Annotated in this window: 20 protein-coding genes; 4 read left to right on the forward strand and 16 right to left on the reverse strand. The window is 65.7% G+C overall.

What is annotated here, in order from left to right:
- Window positions 1-61: 61 nt before the first annotated feature.
- Complete coding sequence (locus CJ010_RS24965) at window positions 62-1750, forward strand: hypothetical protein (RefSeq protein WP_141020495.1); 1689 nt, start codon at window positions 62-64, stop codon at window positions 1748-1750.
- On the opposite strand, the gene CJ010_RS24970 is transcribed toward CJ010_RS24965, so the two are convergent.
- Window positions 1737-2054 carry a hypothetical protein gene (locus CJ010_RS24970; RefSeq protein WP_141020496.1) on the reverse strand — a complete coding sequence of 106 codons (318 nt, stop codon included), beginning with the start codon at window positions 2052-2054 and terminating at the stop codon, window positions 1737-1739. The two genes, CJ010_RS24965 and CJ010_RS24970, sit on opposite strands and share 14 nt — an antisense overlap.
- 308 nt (window positions 2055-2362) lie before the next feature.
- Here CJ010_RS24970 and CJ010_RS24980 point away from each other — a divergent pair, with 308 nt between their 5' ends.
- The 3 genes from CJ010_RS24980 to can all read left to right on the forward strand — a co-directional run bounded on the left by CJ010_RS24980 (window position 2363) and on the right by can (window position 5479).
- A complete protein-coding gene (locus tag CJ010_RS24980) occupies window positions 2363-3883 on the forward strand; it encodes an MFS transporter (RefSeq protein WP_141020498.1) in 1521 nt (506 codons plus the stop codon).
- 22 nt (window positions 3884-3905) lie between these two features.
- Window positions 3906-4631 carry a single-strand selective monofunctional uracil-DNA glycosylase gene (locus CJ010_RS24985; RefSeq protein ID WP_141020499.1) on the forward strand — a complete coding sequence of 242 codons (726 nt, stop codon included), beginning with the start codon at window positions 3906-3908 and terminating at the stop codon, window positions 4629-4631.
- 194 nt (window positions 4632-4825) lie between these two features.
- Window positions 4826-5479, forward strand: coding sequence for a carbonate dehydratase (gene can / locus CJ010_RS24990; RefSeq protein WP_141020500.1), 654 nt, complete (start codon window positions 4826-4828; stop codon window positions 5477-5479).
- Window positions 5480-5927: 448 nt separating this feature from the next.
- On the opposite strand, the gene CJ010_RS24995 is transcribed toward can, so the two are convergent.
- The 15 genes from CJ010_RS24995 to rpmH form a co-directional block, all read right to left on the reverse strand.
- Complete coding sequence (locus CJ010_RS24995) at window positions 5928-8099, reverse strand: primosomal protein N' (RefSeq protein WP_141020501.1); 2172 nt, start codon at window positions 8097-8099, stop codon at window positions 5928-5930.
- Window positions 8100-8491: 392 nt separating this feature from the next.
- Entirely contained in the window at window positions 8492-9568 is a 1077-nt protein-coding gene (gene hemE, locus CJ010_RS25000) for a uroporphyrinogen decarboxylase (protein ID WP_141020502.1), read from the reverse strand.
- Window positions 9569-9646: 78 nt separating this feature from the next.
- The gene (locus CJ010_RS25005) at window positions 9647-11104 is read right to left on the reverse strand and encodes a TrkH family potassium uptake protein (protein WP_141020503.1); all 1458 of its coding nucleotides are present in this window, start codon (window positions 11102-11104) and stop codon (window positions 9647-9649) included.
- A 14-nt stretch (window positions 11105-11118) separates the two neighbouring features.
- Entirely contained in the window at window positions 11119-12522 is a 1404-nt protein-coding gene (gene trkA, locus CJ010_RS25010; protein WP_141020504.1) for a Trk system potassium transporter TrkA, read from the reverse strand.
- A gap of 148 nt (window positions 12523-12670) precedes the next feature.
- Entirely contained in the window at window positions 12671-13918 is a 1248-nt protein-coding gene (locus CJ010_RS25015) for a sigma-54 dependent transcriptional regulator (RefSeq protein ID WP_141020505.1), read from the reverse strand.
- A 3-nt stretch (window positions 13919-13921) separates the two neighbouring features.
- Entirely contained in the window at window positions 13922-16042 is a 2121-nt protein-coding gene (locus CJ010_RS25020) for an ATP-binding protein (RefSeq protein ID WP_141020506.1), read from the reverse strand.
- A complete protein-coding gene (locus CJ010_RS25025) occupies window positions 16039-16644 on the reverse strand; it encodes a DUF4390 domain-containing protein (RefSeq protein ID WP_205754856.1) in 606 nt (201 codons plus the stop codon). Before CJ010_RS25025 ends, CJ010_RS25020 begins: the two co-directional genes overlap by 4 nt.
- Entirely contained in the window at window positions 16604-17896 is a 1293-nt protein-coding gene (gene rsmB / locus CJ010_RS25030) for a 16S rRNA (cytosine(967)-C(5))-methyltransferase RsmB (RefSeq protein ID WP_141020507.1), read from the reverse strand. Before rsmB ends, CJ010_RS25025 begins: the two co-directional genes overlap by 41 nt.
- An 86-nt stretch (window positions 17897-17982) precedes the next feature.
- Window positions 17983-18885: a polyamine aminopropyltransferase gene (gene speE / locus CJ010_RS25035; protein WP_141020508.1), complete on the reverse strand. Its 903-nt coding sequence runs from the start codon at window positions 18883-18885 to the stop codon at window positions 17983-17985.
- Window positions 18886-19024: 139 nt separating this feature from the next.
- Complete coding sequence (locus CJ010_RS25040) at window positions 19025-19795, reverse strand: TSUP family transporter (protein WP_141020509.1); 771 nt, start codon at window positions 19793-19795, stop codon at window positions 19025-19027.
- 116 nt (window positions 19796-19911) lie between these two features.
- On the reverse strand, window positions 19912-21276 hold the full coding sequence (gene mnmE / locus CJ010_RS25045) for a tRNA uridine-5-carboxymethylaminomethyl(34) synthesis GTPase MnmE (RefSeq protein WP_141020510.1): 1365 nt from the start codon (window positions 21274-21276) through the stop codon (window positions 19912-19914).
- Window positions 21248-22891: a membrane protein insertase YidC gene (yidC, locus tag CJ010_RS25050; protein ID WP_141020511.1), complete on the reverse strand. Its 1644-nt coding sequence runs from the start codon at window positions 22889-22891 to the stop codon at window positions 21248-21250. The genes mnmE and yidC overlap by 29 nt, the downstream gene beginning before the upstream one ends.
- 25 nt (window positions 22892-22916) lie before the next feature.
- Window positions 22917-23126 carry a membrane protein insertion efficiency factor YidD gene (gene yidD, locus CJ010_RS25055; RefSeq protein WP_141020512.1) on the reverse strand — a complete coding sequence of 70 codons (210 nt, stop codon included), beginning with the start codon at window positions 23124-23126 and terminating at the stop codon, window positions 22917-22919.
- Window positions 23123-23485 carry a ribonuclease P protein component gene (gene rnpA / locus CJ010_RS25060; RefSeq protein WP_205754857.1) on the reverse strand — a complete coding sequence of 121 codons (363 nt, stop codon included), beginning with the start codon at window positions 23483-23485 and terminating at the stop codon, window positions 23123-23125. The genes yidD and rnpA overlap by 4 nt, the downstream gene beginning before the upstream one ends.
- A 1-nt stretch (window position 23486) precedes the next feature.
- The gene (rpmH, locus tag CJ010_RS25065; protein WP_002926183.1) at window positions 23487-23621 is read right to left on the reverse strand and encodes a 50S ribosomal protein L34; all 135 of its coding nucleotides are present in this window, start codon (window positions 23619-23621) and stop codon (window positions 23487-23489) included.
- Window positions 23622-23917: the final 296 nt, after the last annotated feature.

Raw genomic sequence — 23917 nt, forward strand, 5'->3', positions numbered from 1 at the left:
ATGCGGTGAGCATCCGTGGCTCCCCCTATACTGAATTACCCCGCGCAGCCGAGAACGGCACATGAACGCGACGTCGCAGGTCACGCTGATCACCACCGGCATGCTGCCCTTCCTGGTGCTGCTGAGTGCGGCACTGACGGCGCCGGTGTCCTTCCTGCTGCTGGCGCGTTATCGCCGTGCAGTACTGACGTCGATGGCGGCCAGCGCCGGCGCCGCCCCACCGCCGGAGATCGTCATCGCCGGCGAACCACCGCCCCGGCCGCTGGCGCTGGACTATCTCGATCCCGCCCGGTTGGCGCCCTCCCCGGTGCGCCGGGCCGTGCGCCACGCCATGCTCGGCGCCGTCCTCGGTTATGTCGCAGGTGGCCTTGCCTACGCACTGGTGATGTTCGGCGCCTGGCAGTACTTCACCCGCGACGGCGGTTTCGTGCTGTCGCGCTTTCTGTGGCTGATGTCCTGTTACGCGTGGCCCATCGCCCTGGCAGTGGGCCTGGTGGCAGCGGTCGACCTGCGCCAGCGCCTGCTGGTGGCACTCGGCTATTTCGCCATCGTGCTGGCCGTCGCCATCCACGGCCTGCTGCGCAACGCCGGCCTCGACTTCGGCCAGCTCGCCACCTTCTGGCTGCTCACCAACGCACCCGCTACCGTGCTGCTGCTCGCCTTCCTGCATCGCCGGGTACGCGCGGTCGGCCCGCTGGTGCTCTGCTTCATGGTAGTGGCGGTCACCGGCAGCCAGTTGGCGGTAAGCCTGCTGGGATCGAACGATGCGGCGATGCGCACGGTAATTGCGCTGGGCGCGCCGTTCGGCCTGGGCAGCCGTGGCCTTTTTGGCCTCACGATGCTGGTCGGCGCGGTACTCGCCGCCATCGTCGGCTGGCAATTGCTGCTGTGGCTGGGGCGCCGCCACCGTGCCCGGCGCAGCAGCGACCAGGCCTTGACGCTGGATGCGATGTGGTTGCTGTTCGGCGTGGTGCAGTCGATCACGCTCGCCTTCGAGGGCTGGCTGTGGGTACTGACCGGCCTGGTCGCCTTCATCGCCTACCTGCTGACCAGACGGCTGACGTGGGTGCTGGCGCGGCCGGTGGTCGCTAGCGAACACGCGCCATCCCTGCTGCTTCTGCGGGTGTTCGCACTCGGTGCGCGCAGCGAGCGCCTGTTCGACGCACTCGGCAAGTACTGGTTGCGGCTCGGCGACATCAGCCTGATCGCCGGCCCCGATCTCGCCACCAGCACGGTGGAACCGCATGAATTCCTGGATTTCGTCAGCGGCCGGCTGTCACGCCAGTTCGTCGGCGGCGACAGCGACCTCGAGCGCCGCATCTCCAGCCGCGACCTCGGCCCCGACCCGGACGGACGCTACCGCGTCAATGAGCTGTTCTGCCATGCGGACACCTGGCAGCAGGCGATGCGCCGGCTGGCCGCACTGGCCGACGTGGTGCTGATGGACCTGCGCAGCTTCTCGACCGGCAACCACGGTTGCCTCTACGAACTGCGCCACCTGCTGGACGCGGTAGCGCTGCAACGGGTGGTGTTCCTGATCGACGCCAGCACCGATCGGACCGTCCTCGCGGATGCACTGACCGGCCTGTGGCAGGCGCTGGCGCCTGACTCCCCCAACCGTGGCGCGGCCGCTCCCCGCGCGCGCCTGATCGACATCCGGAACGCGAATGCCGCGACGCTGAGCGCGCTGCTCGACTGCCTGCACGGCGCAGTGAGGGTCGCGCCCGGCGAGCGACTCAGCCGACAGTGAAGCTGGGAATATCGACGCGGACCACCGGGCGTTCGAGGGCAGCCGCCGTGACCGCGGCGAAACGCTGCGCCCAGGGGCCGTTCTCGGCAAAGCGGGCCTCGCCGCCATACTTGGCGACGTTGAGGATCATGTCCAGCACCAGCACCTTGCCCATGGGGTTCGACGGCGTGCATTCCAGCGCCTCGAACTCCTTGGCCAGCCAGGCGCGGGCCTCGTCCTTCTTCAGCCCTGCAGTCTCGCTGTCGGACACCGTCAGTTCGAACTCACGCTCAGGGCCAAAGGCCACGATCACGACTTGGGACATGGCGAGTCTCCTCCTTTGGTCTGGATTCATTGTGTGCCGCACATTGTTGGTGTGGCAACGCCGGCGCGCAAGAAACGTATCGAAATGTGACCTCCCCCGCCCCGGCGTGGCCCGCCGCTGGCACGTGGCTGCCGGCGCCGCGGCCAATCTGGGATAATCCGCCGAACTTTGCCCCGGAACCCGCCAGTGCTCCGTCCCCTTGCCGCGCCGGCATCGCCTCCGGCGCAAGCCGCAACGCCACGCCCGCTCCACACCAAGCATCGCCTTCCGCTCCCGGCCACGCCGGCGCCAGTGCCGGAGGTGCGCCGATGACGGCACACGCGCTCCGGCGCGGCTGGCGCCTGTTCGCCATCCTGGTGCTCGGCTTCGCCTCCGGCCTGCCCCTCGCGCTTACCGGCCAGGCGATGCAGGCCTGGCTGACGGTGGATGGCGTGGACATCGCCACCATCGGCTTCTTCGGTCTGGTCGGCGTGCCCTACACGTTCAAGTTCCTGTGGGCGCCGTTGATGGATCGCTTCGAGCCGCCGCTGCTCGGCCGTCGCCGCGGCTGGCTGGTGCTGACCCAGCTCGCGCTGGCCGGCCTGCTGTGGTGGATGGGCAGGCTTTCGCCCAGCGGCACGCCTGAACTCTTCGCCATCGCCGCCTTGCTGGTGGCCTTCCTGTCGGCGTCACAGGATGTCGTCGTCGATGCCTATCGCACCGACCTGCTGCCAGAGGACGAACGCGGCCTGGGCGCCTCGGTACACGTGTTTGCCTACCGGTTGGCGATGATCCTGTCCGGCGGCATCGCCCTGATCTGGGCCGGCCAATGGCAGTCCTGGCCACGCGTGTACGAGACCATGTCGGCGATCATGCTCGCCTGCTGCGTGATCTCGATGTTCGCGCTGCCGCGGGTCGCGACCCACCTGCGTCCGCTCGAATCCGACCCGGTGCGCGAACTCGTCGGCTTCGTCGCGATGCTGGCCGGGCTGGGCGTCGGCTACCTCGCCGCGCACCAGGCGCTGATCCTGCTCGGCCTCGATCCCGACGACGCCAACCGCTGGATACAGCTGCTGTTCGTGCTCGCCGAGATCGCGGTGGCGCTGCCGCTGGCCTACTGGGCGGCGCGCCGGGCCGGCTTCGAGACGCTTAACCGCTCGCTGTCGAGCTACTTCGCGCAGCAGGGCGCGGCCGCCTTCCTCGCGCTCATCATCCTCTACAAGCTGGGCGATGCCTTCGCCGGCAGCCTCACCACACCTTTCCTGATCAAGGGCATGGGCTTCAGCCAGGAAGAGGTCGGTATCGCCAACAAGATGATAGGCATCTGGCTGACCATCCTCGGCGCCTTCGTCGGCGGCCTGATCATGACGCGGCTGGCGCTGTACCGCTCGCTGCTGCTGTTCGGCATCCTGCAGCTGGTGTCCAACTTCGGTTTCTATCTGCTGGCCGAACTCGGCCGCGGCGCCTGGGGCGCGGTGGAGATGCCCGCCTTCGACTGGGGCATCGTCGCCCTCGACGGCCCGGCTCAACTGGACTGGCTACTGCTCGTGGTGATCGCGGGCGAAAATATCTCCGGCGGCATGGGCACGGTGGCCTTCATCGCGCTGCTGATGGCCCTGTGCAATCAGCATTTCACCGCCACCCACTACGCGCTGCTGTCGGCCTTCGCCGCGGTCGGCCGCATCTACGTGAGTCCGCTCTCCGGCGTGCTCTCGGCCAGCATAGGCTGGCCATCGTTCTTCCTGTTCTCCATCGTCGTCGCAGTGCCGGGCGTGCTCATGGTCTGGCTGTTGCGCGACGCGCTCGGCGCGCTCGGCCGCCCGCGCGTCGACGCCGCAATGGACGACTGAATCCTCCCTACGACTACGCCACATGACTGCCAACGCCCTGATTGCCGCCGCTCGACAACTCTCCGACGCGGTAGACGCGATGCGCTTCGGCGCCCCCGTCAGCCACGTCTACAATCCGCTCAGCTACGCGTGGGACATACACCGCAACTACCTCGCGCGTTACGGCGAAGGACACAAGCGAGTGGTCTTCCTGGGCATGAACCCCGGCCCCTTCGGCATGGCACAGATCGGCGTGCCGTTCGGCGAGATCGGCACCGCGCGCGACTGGCTCGGCCTCGAAGGCCCTGTCGGCCAACCCGCGCTGAGCAACCCGAAGCGACCGGTGGAGGGCTTTGCCTGCAAGCGCTCCGAAGTCAGCGGCCAGCGTCTGTGGGGCCTGTTCCGCGCCCGTTTCGGCACGCCCGAAGCCTTCTTCGCCGACCACTTCGTCGCCAACTACTGCCCGCTCGCCTTCTTCGAGGATGGGCGCAATCTCACGCCAGACAAGCTGCCTGCGGCCGAACAGCGCCCCCTGCTCGCGGCTTGCGACGCCCATCTGCGCACCCTGGCGGAAGTGCTCGCGCCCGAGTGGGTGATAGGCATCGGCGCCTGGGCGGAACAACGCGCAGCCCAAGCGCTGACCGGCCTGCCGCTCAGGCTGGGCCGCATCCTCCACCCGAGCCCGGCCAGTCCGGCCGCCAACCGCGGCTGGGCGGAAGCGGCCAGCCGCCAGCTCGAGACCCTGGGCATCTGGGATCCGGCAAGATGAACGACACACGCAACGGTGAAGGCGGGGTGCGCCAGCGCAGGAAGGGCACCCGCAAATCGAATCGCAGCACGCCCCGGACGGCGCTGCCGCCCGCCGCCCCGCCGCCTGCGGACGAGGTGGCGGCTGACAGAAACCCGGCTATTATTCATAATTATGGAAAGACCCAAGATTCGAGTGTCTTCCAGGAAGCCCCAATGACCCCAGATATCGATCAATTGTTCAGCAACAACAAGGCCTGGTCCGAGCGCATGCATAACGAGGACCCGGAGTTCTTCAGCCGGCTGGCCAATCAGCAGACGCCCGAATACCTGTGGATAGGCTGCTCCGACAGCCGCGTGCCGGCCAACCAGATCATCGGGCTGGCACCGGGCGAGGTCTTCGTTCACCGTAACGTCGCCAACGTGGTGGTGCACACCGACCTCAACGCACTGTCGGTCATCCAGTACGCGGTGGACGTACTGCGGGTAAAGCACATTCTGGTCGTCGGCCACTACGGCTGTGGCGGCGTGAAGGCCGCGCTGAACAACAACCGTCTCGGCCTCATCGACAATTGGCTGCGTCATGTCCAGGACGTGCGCGACAGGCACGAAGCCTTGCTGACGGCGATCCCGGATCCGTCGGAGCGGGTAGACCGCCTGTGCGAATTCAATGCCATGCAGCAGGTGGTGAACATCTGCCAGACCTCGGTCCTGCGCGAAGCCTGGGCACGCGGCCAGAAGGTGAATGTCCACGCCTGGTGCTACGGCCTCAAGGACGGCCTGGTGCACGATCTCGGCATCGATGCCAGCAGTCGCGACGAAGCACTCGACCAGTACCGCGATGCTGTCGCACAGCTGAAGACCGCCTGAGCCCTTCGGTACGCCGCAGTCGCACCCCGTCCCGGGCAGCGACTGCGGACCGGAATGCACCGCCCCTGCCTGCCGTTCCGCAGCCCCGCTCTACCGCCCTGTTTCCCGCTCGCCGCCAAACTGGCCCGGAACCGGCCTGCCGAGTAGCCCCCGTTCCAACGCGGAATGCTGCGCCGCATCAGCATACAGGCCATGTCCGCGCATGAGCAGAACCCCGTATGGCTGTCGTCTCAATTCGATTCACTAATAAGTGGATATAAATTTTTGAAGCTTATGTTGTTGCGTCGCAGCATCCGCTGGGCTATTCTAGAACCGTCTCCTCCACCCTCCTCCTTTGGTGTGGATTTGGCCCGGGTGCCCCAAGTACCCGGGCTTTTTCTTTTTCCGGCCCTTGGTTCAGGCGATCGACCGCCACCGCTGATCCACCGGCCGTGCCGGAAACGGTCGCTCAGACATCCAGCGGATCGACGTCGAGTTGCCAGCGCAGGTCGCGTGCGGTGCGCTGTCCCCGCAACACCGTCATCCACGCAGCCAGAAAGTTCTGCAGCACGCCACGCTGGTCCGCCTCGACCAGCAACTGCGCGCGCTCGCGCCGCGCCAGGCGGGTCAGCCGCATCGGCACCGGGTCGTACAGCCGCAGCGCTTCCGGCGCCATCTCCTCGGCCAGACGGCGCGCGTGGCGCAGGAAGTCGACCGCTACATCCAGCGCCGGCGCGTCTGCGCGCAGCATCGCCTGATAACTGTATGGCGGAAAGCCGGCCTGACGGCGCTCCTCCAACGCCATCGCGGCAAAGGCATCGAAATCGTGACGGGCGAGGTGCTGATAGAGCGCATGGCCCGGATATTCGGTCTGGATCAGCACTTCGCCGGCGAGATGGCCGCGGCCGGCCCGGCCGCCGACCTGCATGAGCTGCTGGAAGAGGCGTTCGGGCGCGCGAAAATCGGCCGCATGCAGCGAGGAGTCGGCCCCGATCACCCCGACCAGCGTGAGCCGCGGAAAGTCGTGCCCTTTCGCCATCATCTGGGTGCCGACGAGAATATCGGCCGCACCATCGGCGATGGTCTGCAACAGCGCCTCCCACTGCGCGCGGGTCCGCGCGACATCGCGATCGACCCGCAGCACGCGCGCCTCGGGAAACAACTCGGCCAGACGCGCCTCGACCCGCTGCGTGCCGCGCCCATAAGGCTGGATGTCCTGGTCGCCGCAGGACGGACAAGCCGGCGGGATGGCGCCTTCGCAACCGCAGTGGTGACAACGCAGGCGACGGTCGGCCAGATGCACCACCAGGTTGGCCGAGCAATGCGGGCAACGGCTCACCCAACCGCAGGACGGACAGGACAGCACCGGCGCATAGCCGCGGCGGTTGAGGAACACCAGGCTCTGTTCTCCGCGCGCCAACCGGACTTCGACGGCCTTGCACAGCGCCGGACTCAGTCCTTCGTCCAGCCGCAGCCGGCGGGTATCGACGTAGCGCACCGGCGGCAGCGTCGACGCCAGCGCGCGCTTGCTCAGGTTGAGGCTGGTGTAGCGCCCTTGGCGCGCGTGTTGCCAGGTCTCCAGCGAGGGCGTTGCCGAACCGAGGACCACCGGTACGTCGCGCTGACGCGCGCGCCACACGGCAACATCGCGCGCCGAATAGCGCACGCCTTCCTGCTGCTTGTACGAAGCGTCGTGTTCCTCATCGACCAGGATCAGGCCGAGCCGTGGCAGTGGAGCGAACACCGCGAGCCGCGTGCCCAGCACGATATCCGCCTGCCCCTCCAGTGCCTGCACGAATCCGCGCGAACGCGCGCCTTCGGCCAGCGCCGAATGCAGACTGACGACGTTGGCGGCGGGAAAGCGCTGCGCAACCCGGCGCTCGAGTTGGGGCGTGAGCGCAATCTCCGGCACCAGCATCAGAACCTGCCGGCCACCGGCCAGCGCCTGCTCCGCCAGGCGTAGATAGACCTCGGTCTTGCCGCTGCCGGTCACGCCCTGCAGCAGCCAGCAACGGAAACCTGCGCCGGCAGCCTCGACCGCGGCGATCGCGGCGGCTTGCTCCTCGGTCAGGGTCGGCGCCGCTGCCGCCTGATGGGGCGCCCCCGCAGACGCCGTCTGCAGCCAGCCGCGTCGCAGGGCATCGCCGACCGCGGCCCCCGACGGCAGTTCGCGCATCGCACTGCGGCGCAGCGGCCCGCCGGCCTCGATCAGCTCGCGCAACAGCGCAAGCGCCCGGCTGTCGCGCCGCGCAGCGGCCACGGCCTCGCGCCCGGCCTCGGCGAGTTCGAGCAACGGATCGACATCGTCGCTGCTGACACCATCGGCGCGCCGCAGGCCGGGCGGCAGCGCCAGCGCGATCACCTCTCCAAGTGGCGCGTGGTAGTAGCGCGCAACGAAGCCGACCAGCGCCAGCCAGTCGGCTGGCAGCGGATCGACTTCCCGCTGGATATGGATGACCGGTTTGAGGCGGGCGAGCTCGACATCGGCCACGTCCGGCAGCGCGAGGATGACGCCGCTCTTTTCACTTCGTCCGAACGGCACCCTGACGCATCGACCAACATCCGTTTCGCATGCATCTTCACTCGTATAATCAAAAGCCTGCGGTATCGGAACCGGTAGCGCGACGCGGACTATGCGCATTCACTTCCTTGTTTGCTTTATAACAAACAAAATAAATCAATAACTTAATTCGTTTATCTGAGAATCAACTGTGCGTAATCAGGCTAAATACTTGGGCCGAAACCCGCTGGAGGCTTGTCCACAAAAGCTGTGGATAAGTTTGTGGGAAAGCTGGGTGAATCAGCCTCAATCCTGCGCCGTACAAGCCTTTCTGTCACTTTGCCTTAACATTGCGCAACAAAATTTTCATTTATTTTCAATGCCTTGCCGTTTCAATGCATAACGCACCATGCCAGTGCATCGAAGCCGAAAAAAATCGGATCGGTGTGCATAAGTCAAGCGGGAAATTGCGAATTCCCCGCTTGACAGGGAACGCTATCGACACCGTCGACGGCGCATGTCGGTGTTGTCGCTTATGCCCCAAGGCCAGCACGCAACTTGCGGCTGTGTTCGTGCACCGTGTCAACCAGCACGCTGACGCTTTCCGGTGGGGTGAACTGGGAAATGCCGTGGCCCAGATTGAACACATGTCCCGGGTTCGGGCCGTAGGCGTCGAGCACCCTGCGGGCCTCGGCGGCGACTGCGTCCGGCGGTGCGAACAGAATGGACGGATCGAGATTGCCTTGCAGGGCCACCTTGTCACCCACCAATTGACGGGCGCGGCCGATGTCCATCGTCCAGTCGAGACCGACGGCGTCGCTGCCGATGGCGGCGATCGACTCCAGCCAGATGCCGCCGCCCTTGGTGAACACGATGCTGGGTACGCGCTGGCCGTCACGTTCGCGAATGAGGCCGTCGACCACGCGCTGCAGGTAGCGCAGCGAGAACTCGCGGTAAGCCGCCTCGGCAAGCACCCCGCCCCAGGAATCGAACACCATCACCGCCTGGGCGCCGGCCTCGATCTGCGCGTTGAGATACTGAACCACCGCGTCGGCGGTCACGCCGAGGATGTGATGCAACAGGTCGGGCCGACTGTAGGCCATGGTCTTGATGCGACGATAGTCATCCGACGAACCGCCTTCGACCATGTAGCAGGCCAGGGTCCACGGACTGCCGGAGAAGCCTATCAGCGGCACGCTGCCATCGAGCGCACGGCGGATCTCGGCCACCGCATCCATCACGTACTGCAGTTCGGCATGCGGATCGGGCACCGACAGGTTGCGGATCTCCCACTCGTCGCGCAGCGGGCGCTCGAAGCGCGGCCCCTCGCCTTCGGCGAAGTACAGGCCCAGCCCCATCGCGTCCGGCACGGTAAGGATGTCGGAGAACAGGATCGCCGCGTCGAGGTCGTAGCGCGCCAGTGGCTGCAGCGTGACCTCGCAGGCCATCGCCGGACTCTTGCACAGTTGCAGGAAACTGCCGGCGCGCCTGCGCGTTTCGCAGTATTCCGGCAGGTAACGACCCGCTTGGCGCATGAGCCAGACAGGCGTGTATTCGGTGGGCTGGCGCAGCAGCGCCCGCAGGAAGGTATCGTTTTTCAGGCGGCTCACGTCGGTTCCTCTCGTCCGGCCGATGCGGAATAAACCGCGATTATCGCCCAGAAAGCGAACCGCCCGGCCCCTGCCGGCTCAACGCCGCCAGAAACTCGGCGTCAGCACCACCAGGAAGGTGAAGATCTCGAGGCGGCCGAGAATCATCGTGAACGCCAGCACCCAGGTCTGGAAATCGCTCAGCGCCTGGTAGTTGGACGCCGGACCGACCGCATCCAGCCCCGGACCGGTGTTGTTGAGGCAGGCCACCACCGCCGAGAAGGCGGTGATCAGTTCCAGCCCGGTCGCGGACAGCACCAGCGTCAGGGTGACGATGGTGACCATGTAGATGAAACTGAAGCCCAGCACGGCATGCAGGATGCCCTCGGACACCGGCTGGCTGCCCAGCCGCACTGGCCTCACGGCGTTCGGGTGCAGCGAGCGGATGATCTCGCGCAGCACCTGCTTGTACAGGATGATGGCCCGCATCATCTTGATGCCGCCGCCGGCCGAGCCGGAGCAGGCGATGAAGCTGCCGAGGAAGAGCACCCAGATCTGTGCAAACATCGGCCACACCGTGTAGTCGTAGGTTGCCAGACCGAGCGAGGTCGAGATCGACACCACGTGGAAGGCGACGTAACGCACCGTGGTGAAGAGGTCGGCATGCACCTTGAACTGCATCAGGTAAACGGTGAGCAGTACGATGCTGAACAACAGCACGCCGAAGAAGAAGGGGATCTCGGGGTCGCGCAGGTAAGGCGTGATCGAGCGCCGCGCCAGCGCCAGATAATGGGTCGCGAAGTTCAGTGCCGAAGCCAGCGCGAACACCATCGCCACCGCTTCGACGTTCAGATTGTGGAAGTGGCCGAGCGAGGCATCCTTGTTGGAGAAGCCGCCGAGGCCGGTGATGGAGAAGGCGTGTATCACCGCATCCCAGCCTTCCAGGCCCGCCGCCCACAGGCTGAAGCCGCAGGCCAGGGTCAGCAGGCAGTAGGTCAGCCACAGGCCCTTGGCGGTCTCGGTGATGCGCGGGGTGAGACTGCTCTCCTTCATCGGCGTGGGCACTTCCGCCTTGAACAGCTGACGACCGCCGATGCCCAGCAGCGGCAGGATGGCCACCACCAACACGATCACGCCCATGCCGCCTATCCAGTGCATGAAGGTGCGCCACAGGTTGATCGAGGTCGGCAGGCTGTCGAGACCGGTCAGCACCGTGCCGCCAGTGGCGGTGAGGCCGGACACCGCCTCGAAATAGGCGTCGGTGGGTGACAATCCCGGCAGGTAGGCAATCAGCGGCAGGGCCCCGAACACGGGCAGGATCACCCACGTGGCGGCGACGAGCAGGAAGCCGTCGTGCACCCGCAGGTCGCGCCGGCGACTGCGGGTAGATAGCCACAGCAACAGTCCGGCGACGAAGGTCGTGACGATGGCCTGATCGTAGGCGAGGGTGGCGCCGTCCTGCAGCGACCACGACACTACCAGCGGAAAGCCCATCAGCAGACCGAAGATCATGATGATCAGGCCGAGCGCATTCAGCGCCGGGAAGTAGGCACGCATATTGGCCCCGTGACTCAGAGGAAGGTGAACCCGACCTGGAACAGCTTCTCGACCTTGCGCACCAGATTCTTGTGCGTGCAGAAGACGATGACGTGGTCTTCACGCTCGATCAGGGTGTCGTGGTGCGGAATGATGACGACGCGACGGATCACCTTGCCGTCGCCGCGCTTTTCCTCACGCACCACCGCGCCTATGGTCGCGCCCTTGGGCAGCGGGATCTCCTCGATGCGGCGGCCCACCACCTTGGAATCCTTGGGCGAACCGTGGGCGATGATCTCCAGCGCCTCGGCGGCACCGCGCCGCAGGCTGTGCACCGCCACCACGTCGCCGCGCCGCACGTGTGCCAGCAGCGAACCGATGGAGGTGTGCGCCGGCGAGATGGCGATGTCGATCGGCCCGCCCTGCACCAGATCCACGTAGCTCTTGCGATTGATCAGCGCCAGGGTGCGGCGTGCGCCCATGCGCTTGGCAAGCGAGGCGGACATGATGTTGTCCTCCTCGTCGTTGGTCAGGGCGACGAACAGGTCGGTCTCGTCTATGCCTTCGTTCTCGAGCAGCTTCTCGTCGGTGGTGTCGCCACTGAGCACCAGCGCATGCGACAGCTGGGTCGCGAGCATCTCGGCGCGGCGCTTGTCCACTTCGAGCAGCTTGACGTGGTAGTCGCGCTCTATCGAGCGCGCCAGACGGAAGCCGATATTGCCGCCGCCGGCGATCATGATGCGGCGCATCGGCCGATCGGTCCGGCGCAGTTCGCGCATCACCTGGCGGATATGGACCGTCGCGGCGAGGCAGAACACCTCGTCGCCCGGGACGATCACGGTGTCGCCTTCCGGGATGATGGGTTCGCCGTTACGGTAGATGGCGGCGATACGCACCTCGACGTTGGGCAGATGGAAGCGCAGCGCCTTCAGCGGATGGCCGACCAGCGGTCCGCCCTCGAAGGCGCGCACCCCGATCAGGCTGACCACGCCGTCGGCGAACTCCAGCACCTGCAGCGCCTCGGGAAAGGCGATCAGGCGCTTGATGTAGTCGGTGACGATCTGCTCCGGGCAGATCGAGAAATCGACCGCGAAATTGTCGTCGTTGAGCAGCTCGGGATTGTCGACGTAGTCGGTCGAACGCAGGCGTGCGATCCGCGTCGGCAGGTTGAACAGCGTCTTGGCGATGCGGCAGGCACAGAGGTTGGTCTGGTCCGACTGGGTGACGGCGATCAGCAGGTCGGCGTCGTCGGCCCCCGCCTCGCGCAGCACCGACGGCGACGCGGCATTGCCGCAAACCGTGCGGATCTCGAGGCGTTCGCGCAGGTTGGCGAGATAGTCCGGGCTGGTATCGACCAGGGTGATGTCGTTGGCTTCCGACACGAGGTTTTCCGCCACCGACGCGCCGACCTGGCCGGCACCGAGAATGATGATCTTCACCGGGTATCGTCCCCGCTGATTTCAGGACCGCGATTCTACGATGGCATCGCCGGGCTTGAAACCGAATGTTGCAACGCGGCAACCATCGTAGCCGCCGTCCCGACTTCGGCTGTATGCGCCCTCCTCTGATCCGGCGGACCGGACGGCATCACGCTTCTTCGTGCCGTCGTCCGGCCTGCAGGCCGAGCTGCTTGAGCTTGCGGTAGAGGTGGGTGCGTTCCAGCCCGGTCTTTTCTGCCAGGCGGGTCATGTTGCCGCTCTCCAGCCGCAGATGATGCTCGAAGTACATGCGTTCGAACGCTTCGCGCGCCTCACGCAGGGGCTGGTCGAGCGAGATCCCGCTCCCTCCCGAATCCACCGGCGGCTGTAACAGGCGGCGGACGTCGGCGATGCCGATCTCGTCCTCCAGCGTGCCGAGCGCGAGCGACTTCACCGCCGCGCGCAGCTCGGCATAGCCACCCGGCCAGGCCTGGGTGCGCAGCTGATTGAGTGCAGCGGTGGAGAAATGGCGCAGCGGCACCTCCCCCCCCTCGACCAGGTGCAACAGGATCTGAGTCGCCAGTTCGGGCAAATCGTCCTTGACGTCGGCGATCGACGGCGGCGCGAGGCTGACTTCGAACAGGCGGGTCAACAGCGCCTCGTCCCAGCCCTCGGCCAGCAGCGCCTCGACGCCGCGGTCGGTTGCCGCGACGATGCGAAGGTCATAACGATCGAGACGATCGATGACGAAGGCGAGATTCTTCTGCTGCGCACGCGACAGCCTGGCCAGCTCGCCGGCGAACAGTACGCCGCCCTGCAGGGCCTGCAGCTGACCGATGTCGATGGGCGCGCTGACGCTGCCCAGATCCAGCCAGGGTGCGCCCGCCGCCTGCACGCTACGCGCGACCAGCTCGGCCAGGCTGCCATGCGCCACCCGCAGCAGCAGCACGCGCGAGTTGTCGACGATCTGCTCGACACGGCGCTTGAGCTCGCGCAGCGGCAGCGAGCGCGAGAACGCGGCCAGCGTCAACGGCGACGGCGTCCCCACCGTGGCCGGCCGCTGCAGCCCGCGCTTGACCGCCGACAGCAGCTTCTGCAAGGCGATGGGTTTTTCCAGATAGTCGATCGCACCGATGCGGGTGGCCTCGACCGCAGTGTCGATCGTGCCATGGCCGGACATCATCACCACGGGCATCGTCAGCTGGCCGTTGGCCGACCACTCCTTGAGCAGCGTGATGCCATCGGTGTCCGGCATCCAGATGTCGAGCAGCACCATGTCGGGCCGTCCGGCATTGCGCGCCGCGCGGGCGGCGGCGGCATTCTCGGCGAGCTGGATGTCGTGTCCTTCGTCGCGCAGGATCTCGGACAGCAGTTCGCGGATACCGACTTCGTCATCAACGATGAGTATTTTTGCCATTGTTCAGAGTTCACCACTGGTTACCGCCAGGCGCAGCCGGACGCGGACTTCCGCTCCACCGCCATCGCGGTTGGCAACGCGCACGTCGCCGCCATGTTCATCGACGATTTTCTTCACCATCGCCAGGCCGAGGCCGGTGCCACGTGCCTTGGTGGTGAAATAGGGTTCGAAGGCGCGCGCCAGGACTTCCGGGGGAAAGCCGGGGCCGTCATCGCGGAACAGCAGCACCGCGCGTTCGCCCTCGCGGCGGGTGATGACGGTGACCGTGCCCTCCTCCTGTCCACCGAGGGCATCCTGTGCATTCTGCAGCATATTGTGGATGACCTGTCGGATCTGCGAGGCGTCGCCCTGCACCGGCGGCAGATCGCTCGCCTGTTCGAAACGGATGCGCACCGCCGAGCTCTCGTACAGCGTCAGCACCTCGCGGATCAGCGCGTTGAGGTCCAGCGTGGTCAGCACCGGGGCAGGCAGGCGAGCGTAGTCGCGGAAGGCATTGACGAGGTTCTTCATCGACTCGACCTGGTTCACGATGGTGCGCGTCGACCGCTCCAGCATGTCGCGGCCGTCGGCGTCGAGCTGATCGGCGAGCTTGAGGGCAAGACGTTCGGCCGAAAGCTGGATGGGCGTCAGCGGGTTCTTGATCTCGTGCGCCAGGCGCCGGGCGACCTCGGCCCAGGCCGCATTGCGCTGCGCAGCGATGAGGCGGGTGATATCGTCGAACACCACCACCAAGCCGCCGCCGGTGGCCTGCGGCAGGCGCGAACCGTGGATCAGCAGCGTCAGCGGCGTGCTGTCCTTGACTGGCAGTTCGATCTGCTCGTGCCAATCGCCCTCATGGGTGGCGAAACCGTCGAGCAGCGCGTCGCGGAAGTGGATGTGGCGCGGCCACGCCGCCAGTGCGATGTCCTCGAAGCCGAGCAGGTCGTCGCCGAGGATGGTCATCGCTCCGTGGTTGGCCGCACGCAGCGTGCCGTTGGGCGCGAAGGCGAGCACCCCGGTGGACAGGTTGGCGAGCACGCTCTCGAGATAAGCGCGTGCCGACTCCACCGCGGCACGGTTGCGGTCGGCGGCACCACGGGCGTCCTCGAGCTGGCGCGTCATCTGGTTGAAGGACTGCGTCAGCACGCCCAGTTCGTCGCGCGCCGGCAAGGCCTGGCGCGGACTGTAGTCACCCTGTGCGACCGCCTGGGTACCCTCGGCAAGGATCAGCAGGGGTGCCACCAGCCGGCGCGAGAGGACGAAGGCGATCGCCACGGCTGTGAGCAGTGCGAGCAGCAACGTCAGCGTCAGCGTCAGCGTATAGATGCGATTGAGCCCGGTTCGCCCCAAGGTGAGCTGCTGGTAGTCGCGGTAGGCCTCCTGCACCGCCTCGGCATGACGGGCGAAGGTCTCCGGCACCGCCTGGGTGAGCTGCAGGAGATTGGGTTCCACCGCCAGCGACCGGCTGGGTATGGGTACGATCACGCGGATCACCAGCTTGCCGTCGGGATGGCTGTCGACCAGATGCAGACTGCGGCTCTGGCGTGCCTGGCGCAACTGCCCGACCGCGGGCAGCTCGGGGATCCAGTCACCGACACCGTCGGAAGCGGTGGCAACCACGTGGCCGTTGGGCGCAACGACGGTCACGCTGCCGACTCCGGCAAGCTCACGTAGCCTGTTGAGCCGACCGGGCGTGACGGTTCCCTCGATCTCCAGATCGAGTGCCATGTCCTGAGCCTTGCTGTCGACCTGGCCGACCAGATAATCAAGCGCATTCTGGCCAAGCGCGATTCCACCCTCCAGGGCGGAATCGACACGGACGTCGAACCACGACTCGATACTGCGGACCACGAACTGCAGCGATACCGCGTAGATCACGACACCCGGCACCAACGCCATCAGAGCGAACATCAGCATCAGGCGGTACTTCAGCCGGGAGCCGAACTGACGCGCCTTGTACTCCCGCCACAGGCCGCGCAGCTGGACGGCGACCAGTCCGGCCAGGGCAACTGCGACCACCCCGTTGAGCGCGAGGAGGTAGGGATAGCTGGTAGCGAACAGACCGGTGTTGGAGCTTGCCGAAGTCAGCAGGAAAAGCGAGATGCCGGCCACTGCGGCGGCGACGAGGAGCGTAATGCGTTTCATCGTGAAGCGGCCGCTCCAGGCAGGAAGGTCCAGCGCTGCCAGTCGGTGCCGAGATTCCAGTCGCGACTGCCAATCGCAGTCACCTGGAACGGCTTGGGCAACAGCGCAGTGTCGAGACGGAAACGCAGCGCGACTTCATGCGACACCCCGGCACGCAGATCCTCGTCACGCGCGACCTGCCAGTTGCGGATGCGCTGCATGGTACGCACCGCCCCCTCCAGGCTGTCGAAGTTCTGATGCAGGCTGCCGACGGAGAGACGGTAACTGCGGGTGATGGCGTGGTAGGACAGACGATAGCTGAGCGTCCGGTTGACGACGATTTCGTTGAGCCAGTACCAGCGGGGACGCTCGACCACCAGTTCGGCGACGAAGTACAGGGCCACCCCGTGCATGATCGCGTCGACCAGACGCGGGTTGAGCTCGACATCGATCTCGGCGTTGAGGACGTAACCTCCGTCGCCGCTAACGATCTCCGCCTGCCGCACAGCGACCTCTTCGGCCGCATATGTGGCAGCGACACTCAACCACAGGCAGGCGCCCAGCAGCCAGCGACGCAAGGCCTTAGCCGACCTTGCGAAGGAGGGAGTAGAAGAAGCCGTCATGTTCGGCAGTCGGCAGCAGGACCAGGTCCGGGTGTCCGTCGATGGGCAGGCGCTCCGCATCGGCGTGTTGTTGGCAAAAACGAGCGATCTGCCCCTTGTTTTCCTCGTCGAACACCGAGCAGGTGGCATAAAGCATTGTGCCACCCGGCCGCAAGGTGCGCCAAAGCGCGTCGATGATTTCAGCCTGTTGGGCCGCGAAGCTGGCGATGTCCTCGCGACGTCGCAGCCATTTGATATCGGGGTGACGACGCACTACGCCGGAGGCCGAGCACGGCACGTCCGCGAGAATGCGATCGAACGGTCGCCCATCCCACCAACGCCTGATATCGCGGCAATCGGCAACCTTCACCGTGGCGCCAAGTCCCAGGCGCGCGAGGTTGGCGTCTACCCGCTGCGCCCGCGCCGCGTCGAGTTCGAGGGCAAGCAGATCGATGTCGGCACGCTCGAGCAGATGCGCACTCTTGCCGCCGGGTGCCGCGCAGGCATCGAGCACACGCTCGCCGGGCTGAGGGTCGAGCAGGCGGGCCGCCCACTGCGCCCCTCCGTCCTGGACCGACACCCTGCCCTCGGCGAATCCCGGCAGACGCGCCACAGGCCGCGCCTCTGCAAGCAGGAGGCCGACGTCGCCGATTTCGCGCGCCGCGATCCCGGCAGCCTGAAGCTCGGACTGGACGTCGGCCAGGCCGGCGCGACGCCGATTGACGCGCAGCGCCATCGGCGGATTGAGGTTTCCGGCGGCGAGCACCGCCTCCCAGGCTTGCGGCTGCTGTGCACGCAGACGGGCAATCCACCACCCCGGGTGACGGTACCGCGCAGCCTCGTCGGCTTCACACCACGCAGCGACCGCCGTGCCTTGGCGCAGCACGTTGCGGAGGACGCCGTTGACTACCCCTTTCAGCCCCGGCATCACCGCACGCGCCGCCTCCACCGCTTGGTCGACGATGGTATGAGCCTGTTCCGGACGCTGTTCCAGTCTGTGCAGCGCGATCAGCAAGAGTGCGCGGATGAAGGACGGCGGCGGCGTATGCAGCAGATGTCGCAGCACAGCGTCACCACGCCCATAGTCGCGCAGCGTGGACCAGGCATGGTCGCGGACCGCGCCACGGGTGGCATCCGGCCACGCCGGTTGCGCCCTCAGCACGCGCTCGTACGCGTCGGTCAGATTACCGCCGTCGATGACGATCTCGACCAGAGCCGCGGCGTGGGCAAACGCATAGCCGAGGCTGTCGACCGGCAGTTCGATCCGGGGCATCTTGTCGGCCTCGTTCCTGGGCGCGGCTGGCCGGACTGCTGGATTTCGGGTCGGCGACCCGGGGCGTTTGGAGCGAGAGGAGGTATTCACGTGGAGACTGTCTGGTTGGCTGCGGCCGGCATCTCGGCGAGAAGCGCCGTCCGCAGTACGTTGGGTAGCGCGAATTGCGCGCAATGGAGCTCGCCATTGTAGTGCCGCAGCGTATTCATCCTGCGGTCAACCAGGCGCCGCTCGACTTCCGCCGCGTCCAGCGCACGAGGATCGAGATCGTCTGCGGCGCAGGCCATGGCCCAGGAACCCCCATACAAGGGGATATCGACCAGGTAAGGTCTCGGCGTGCGGAAGACCCGCGACAGCGCCGCCATCAGCGCGCCGACCTGAGCGCGCTGATAGAACGGAGATCCAAGCTGGACCACAAGCGCTCCGCCGTGATTGAGACAGCCGTGGCACAACCGGAAGAAGGACTCCTTGTGCAACGCTGCGGCCGGACCATCGGCACCAGTCAGATCGAAGATGATCAGATCGTAGGATGCACTGGCAGCCGAAGCCGTCCGTGTCACGTGGTCGAAACCGTCACCGATGCGCAGGTCCACCCGGGGATCGTCGAACACGCCTTGCTGCACACTCGCCAGATAGCGCCTGCCGAGATCCACGACCGCGGCGTCGAGCTCGACCACGACAACACGCTCCATAGAAGGATGGCGCAGCAGTTCGCGAACGGACGCGCCGTCTCCCCCTCCTATCACCAGAGCGCACCGCGGCGAAGGGTGAGCAATGGCAGCCACATGGACCAGGCTTTCATGACCGTGAAACTCGTCCGCCTCCGAAGCCATGAAATGGCCATCCAGTGAATAGAGCCGGCCAAATTCCGGCGTTTCCCAGACTTCGAAAGCCTGGAAGGGCGAGCGCCCCTTCGCCAGCAGGCGCCCGCCCCCAAGGACGAGTTCCGTTGTTCGCCCTAACGCATCAGCCACACGGGTTTCGGTCATACCCTGCTCCGAAGGGAGGCATAGGCCGAAACGCGGTTCGCATCGGCATACCTCATGTGGATTCTGAGCCCCGGCCTGCTGCTTTGTTCCACGTGAAACGCACATCCGTCACACCTGCCGAGACGCCGAATGCTCCGGCTCACGCGAAGAAAGTGTCATACGCCAGCTTGGCGATCAGAACACTGACCACGACCAGGAACATCTTGCGCACGAAGCCTGCGCCATGCCTCAAGGCAACGCGCGAGCCTAAGACCGCGCCGCTCAAGTTGCACAGCGCCATCACCCCAGCCAGTTTCCACAGCAAATCGACGTTGGTTGCAAAGAATCCGATCGCCGCAAGGTTGGTGGCGACATTGAGAATCTTCGCTGTCACCGACGCCCGCAGGAAGTCCATCCCCAGCAAGCGAATGAAAAGGAAAATCAGAAAACTGCCGGTGCCAGGCCCGAAGAACCCGTCATAGAAACCGATGACCGCACCGATACCCAGCGCGATCGCAGTCGATCGACGACCATGCTCTGGCTCCGTCGAAACCGTACCGAGATCCTTACGCAAGAAGGTGTAGATCGCGACGAGGATCAACAGCAACAGGATCAACGGACGCAGCACCGTGGGCGGCAGATACGCCACCGCCTTCGCGCCGTACCAGGATCCCACCAGGGCGGCGATGGCACCCGGCAAAGCAACCCGCCACGGGATGCTGACCCGGCGTGAATACTGGATCGCAGCACTCGTGGTCCCGACGATGCTCGCCAACTTGTTGGTACCGAACAGCGTCGCCGGCGACGCTGCTGGAAAGGCGGCGAACAGCGCCGGTATTTGTATCAAGCCGCCGCCGCCGACAACCGCGTCGACGAAGCCCGCGCAGAATGCGGCCAGTCCCAAGGCTAGAAAAAGGAAGTCGGTTTCCATCACTGTGGTTTCACGTGAAACAAAGGGGGACGGGATATCGTCAGGAACCGCAAACCTGTGTGAGCGCTAACATGCCCGGCGACTTGCCGGTGTGCATCATCGCCGTTCAGACAGGCTCACTTGCCGATGCAGAAGCGGGAGAAGATCACACCGAGCAGATCGTCGGCCGAGAACTCACCCGTGATCTCCCCGAGCGCCTCCTGGGCAAGGCGCAACTCCTCGGCAAAGAGTTCGAGCGCGACTGCAGCAGCTGCCTCCGCTGCTGCGATGCGAGCGAGCCCTTCGCGCAAAGCGGCCAGATGCCGCTCGCGCGCCAGGATCACGTCCTCTCCGTGGGCGTGCCAGCCGGCAATTCGTAGCAGCTCGGCGCGCACGAGATCCAATCCCGCGCCAGCTCGGGCGGATACGTAAAGCCTGACCTGCCCACCTTCATCGACCCGCTCCGGCGCACGATCGCAAAGATCGATCTTGTTGACCACCACGACGCGCTCGACACCGCTCGGCATGCGCGCCATCAGGTCGGCATCGATCTCGTCCGCGGCCCCGGACTCGACCGCCGAAACGAGCTGTAGCACCACATCGGCTCGATCGATCTCGCGCCAGGTTCTTTCAATCCCGATGCGCTCGACCGCGTCCGTAGTTTCCCTCAAGCCCGCCGTGTCGATGATATGAAGGGGAATGCCCTCGATCTGTATCGTCTCGCGCAGCGCATCGCGCGTCGTCCCGGCGATGTCGGTGACGATCGCCCGCTCCTCGCCGGCCAACTGATTGAGCAGGCTGGACTTGCCGACGTTGGGCCGCCCCACCAGCACCACGTTGAGGCCGCTGCGCAGCAGCGCCCCCTGCCGCGCCCGATCGAGCAGGCTCTCGAGTTGCTGACGTATCGCTGCCAGACGCGGCATTGCCCTGCCCGCTTCCAGGAATTCGACGTCCTCTTCCGGAAAATCCAGCGTGGCCTCGACCAGCATGCGCAGGTCGATCAGCGCGTCGCAGATACGATGAACTTCTTCGGAAAAACTGCCGGCCAGCGAGCGCAGTGCGGAGCGGGCAGCGGCCGCTGTCGACGCTTCGATCAGGTCGGCGACCCCCTCCGCTTGAGCCAGATCGAGCTTGCCGTTCAGAAAAGCACGCTTGGTGAACTCCCCCGGCTCGGCGAGGCGGGCTCCGAGCGCCAAACAGCGCTCGAGCAGCATCTGCATCACCACTGGCCCGCCGTGGCCCTGCAGCTCAATGACATCTTCGCCGGTAAAGGAAGCCGGCCCGGGGAAATAAAGCAGAATGCCTTCGTCGATCGCCTGTCCGCTGCCATCGCGAAAGCGCGCAAAGGTCGCGACCCTTGGCTCCGGCACCCGGCCGGTCAGCGCGCGGGCAAACTCCGCCAAGGCAGCGCCCGAGACGCGAACGACGCCGATGCCTCCCCGGCCCGGCGCCGTCGCGATCGCGGCAATCGCCTCAGGCGGCCTTGGCGCCAGACTTTGCACCCTCGATCATCCGGGTGATCTGCCACTGCTGGGCAATGGACAGCACGTTGTTGACCACCCAGTACAGCACCAGACCGGAGGGGAACCACAGGAACATGAAGGTGAACACGACGGGCATGGCCATCATCACCTTGGCCTGGATCGGATCCGGCGGCGTCGGGTTGAGCTTCATCTGCACCAGCATGGAAACGCCCATGATGATAGGCAGGATGAAATATGGATCCTTGGCCGACAGATCCTGGATCCAGCCCAGCCACGGCGCCTGGCGCATCTCGACGCTACCCAACAGCACCCAGTACAGCGCGATGAACACCGGGATCTGAACCAGGATGGGCAGGCAGCCGCCCAGCGGGTTGATCTTCTCGGTACGGTAGAGATTCATCATCTCCTGCTGCATCTTGGCCTTGTCGTTGCCGTACAGCTCCTTCATGCGCTGCAGACGCGGACCGAGCACCCGCATCTTGGCCATCGACTTGTAGCTCGCCGCCGACAATGGAAAGAACACCGCCTTCAGTGCCACCGTCACCAGAATGATGGCCCAGCCCCAGTTGCCCGTCAGTTTGTGCAGCCACGACAGCACCCAGAACAGCGGCGCGGCGATCACCGTCAGCCAGCCGTAGTCGACCACCAGATCGAGGCCAGGGGCGATGCCTTCGAGCTTGTCCTGCTCCTGCGGACCGACGTAGAGGCGGGCCTCGGCCTTGCCACTCGCACCCGGCGCAACGTCGCTCACCGGCAGGATCGCCCCCGCCGAGTACAGGTCGCCACCCACCTTGCGGGCAAAGAACTCGCGCTCGACGCCAGCCGCCGGCAGCCAGGCACCCACGAAGTAGTGCTGCACCATCGCCACCCAGCCGTCGCTGGCATTCTTGGCGAACTTGGCCTTGCCTTCGGCGATCTCCTCGAACTGGACCTTCTGGAACTTGGCCGCGTCGGTGAAGAAAGCCGGGCCGGTGAAGGTGGTCACGCCGAAGGCCTCGACCTGCTCGGCCGCCTTGCCGTCACGCGTGAACTGGAAATAGGCGTGTGCCTTGAGCGGTTCGGCGCCCGCATTGGCAATCTCGTAGCTCACATCCACCAGGTAGCTGCCGCGGTGGAAGGTCAGCACCTTCGCGACCTTCACGCCATTCTGCTCGGGCGCCTCCAGCCGCAACACCAGACTGTCCTCGCCGTCCTTGAGAACCTGCTCGCCCGCGGGCAGGGCGTAGGTGGTGCGATGATTGGGCAGGCCGGTACCGATCAGGCCGGATTCCGCTGCATAGAAGTGACGCTCGCCATCGTCGAGCAGCAAGAAACCGCGGCTGCGATCGTTGGTGGCCTTGTGCTTTTCAAGTTCGAGGCGAACGATGCTGCCGCCCTCGGCCGAAATCTCTGCACGCAGGACGTCGGTCACCACCTTGACGCGCGGCGCGGCGCTCGCGGCCTGCGCCGCCGGCAGCGCAGGCGCCCCCGGGGCAAGACCGGCGCTCGGCGTCGGCACGGCACCGCCGGTGCTGCCGGCAGCAGCCGTCGCCGCGGGCTGCACCGGCGGACGAGAGTATTTGAGCCAACCGTCCCACAGCATGACCAGGGACAGGAAAAAGACGAGGAGGAGGATGAGGCGACGGTGATCCATCGGGTTCGTGGTATTCGGTCGTTGGTCAGGGAACGGGATCATACCCGCCCGGATGGAAGGGGTGGCAGCGCCCCACCCGCTTGATCGCAAGCCAGCCGCCGCGCAATGCGCCATGGCGCTCGACGGCCTCGATCGCGTATTCGGAACAGCTGGGGTGGAAACGGCAGTTCCGCCCCAGCATCGGGCTGATCGCGTAACGGTACGCGCGGAAGATTGCGATCAGCAGAGCTTTCATGTTCGTGGCAGGCGTCCGAACAACTGCAGCAGGTCACGATTGATGTCGGCGCGTGTCGCCTTGACCACCGGCGCATGCAAGCGGACGATGAGATCGTGCGCCGGGAGGCCGCAGCGCTGGCGGCGGAATAGCTCGCGAGCGATGCGTTTCACCAGATTGCGCACGTTCGCCCGCTTGGCGAGCTTCTTGGCGACGACAACCCCCAGCCGGGCGGTTGTCAGCGCGTTGGGCCGGTAGTGCAACATGAAGTACTGCCCGCGCAATGCCCGCCGAAAAGCAAAAACGGATGAAAACTCATCCGTTTTGTGCAGTCTGTGAGCGCCAAGGAATCGTTCGTCAGCGCCCGCGGGATCGATCACCTCAGACGGCGAGGCGATGACGGCCCTTGGCACGACGGGCGCGGATCACCGCACGACCGCCACGGGTCTTCATGCGGACCAGAAAACCGTGGGTGCGCTTGCGACGGACGACGGAAGGTTGGTAGGTGCGTTTCATGTTCTGGCTGCCTGCTTTAGGTCAAACGCGGTATTTAATTGCTTAATTACATGTTTGTCAATAACAATTTTTGGCTACGGGCCCCAGACCGCTGTGGATAAGTACCGCCCCGACGGGTAGAATTCGGATCTTTCCAAGTCTTGCCGGCCCCAGCCGGGCCCTGTCGGCCAGTGCGCCGGCAGCTACCATCCGAACAACAAGCCTCCAGGCTACCGACCCCGCCTGCCGTCCGGCCCTGTGCCGGCTGCCGGCGGGTTTTTCCGAGTATCGTGTCGCAAGCGCAAACCGCCCACTCC

It is taken from the genome of Azoarcus sp. DD4 (assembly GCF_006496635.1).
Taxonomy (GTDB): domain Bacteria; phylum Pseudomonadota; class Gammaproteobacteria; order Burkholderiales; family Rhodocyclaceae; genus Azoarcus.

What these genes read in the sequence shown, in the direction of transcription:
- CJ010_RS24970 (WP_141020496.1), bottom strand. Translation starts at nt 2,054, where the DNA reads ATGTCCCAAGTCGTGATCGTGGCCTTTGGCCCTGAGCGTGAGTTCGAA.
- CJ010_RS24985 (WP_141020499.1), top strand. Translation starts at nt 3,906, where the DNA reads ATGACTGCCAACGCCCTGATTGCCGCCGCTCGACAACTCTCCGACGCG.
- rpmH (WP_002926183.1), bottom strand. Translation starts at nt 23,621, where the DNA reads ATGAAACGCACCTACCAACCTTCCGTCGTCCGTCGCAAGCGCACCCAC.
- yidD (WP_141020512.1), bottom strand. Translation starts at nt 23,126, where the DNA reads ATGAAAGCTCTGCTGATCGCAATCTTCCGCGCGTACCGTTACGCGATC.
- CJ010_RS24965 (WP_141020495.1), top strand. Translation starts at nt 62, where the DNA reads ATGAACGCGACGTCGCAGGTCACGCTGATCACCACCGGCATGCTGCCC.
- rsmB (WP_141020507.1), bottom strand. Translation starts at nt 17,896, where the DNA reads ATGCCCCGGATCGAACTGCCGGTCGACAGCCTCGGCTATGCGTTTGCC.
- yidC (WP_141020511.1), bottom strand. Translation starts at nt 22,891, where the DNA reads ATGGATCACCGTCGCCTCATCCTCCTCCTCGTCTTTTTCCTGTCCCTG.
- CJ010_RS24980 (WP_141020498.1), top strand. Translation starts at nt 2,363, where the DNA reads ATGACGGCACACGCGCTCCGGCGCGGCTGGCGCCTGTTCGCCATCCTG.
- CJ010_RS25005 (WP_141020503.1), bottom strand. Translation starts at nt 11,104, where the DNA reads ATGCGTGCCTACTTCCCGGCGCTGAATGCGCTCGGCCTGATCATCATG.
- speE (WP_141020508.1), bottom strand. Translation starts at nt 18,885, where the DNA reads ATGACCGAAACCCGTGTGGCTGATGCGTTAGGGCGAACAACGGAACTC.
- CJ010_RS25040 (WP_141020509.1), bottom strand. Translation starts at nt 19,795, where the DNA reads ATGGAAACCGACTTCCTTTTTCTAGCCTTGGGACTGGCCGCATTCTGC.
- can (WP_141020500.1), top strand. Translation starts at nt 4,826, where the DNA reads ATGACCCCAGATATCGATCAATTGTTCAGCAACAACAAGGCCTGGTCC.
- CJ010_RS24995 (WP_141020501.1), bottom strand. Translation starts at nt 8,099, where the DNA reads ATGCGCATAGTCCGCGTCGCGCTACCGGTTCCGATACCGCAGGCTTTT.
- CJ010_RS25020 (WP_141020506.1), bottom strand. Translation starts at nt 16,042, where the DNA reads ATGAAACGCATTACGCTCCTCGTCGCCGCCGCAGTGGCCGGCATCTCG.
- CJ010_RS25025 (WP_205754856.1), bottom strand. Translation starts at nt 16,644, where the DNA reads ATGACGGCTTCTTCTACTCCCTCCTTCGCAAGGTCGGCTAAGGCCTTG.
- CJ010_RS25015 (WP_141020505.1), bottom strand. Translation starts at nt 13,918, where the DNA reads ATGGCAAAAATACTCATCGTTGATGACGAAGTCGGTATCCGCGAACTG.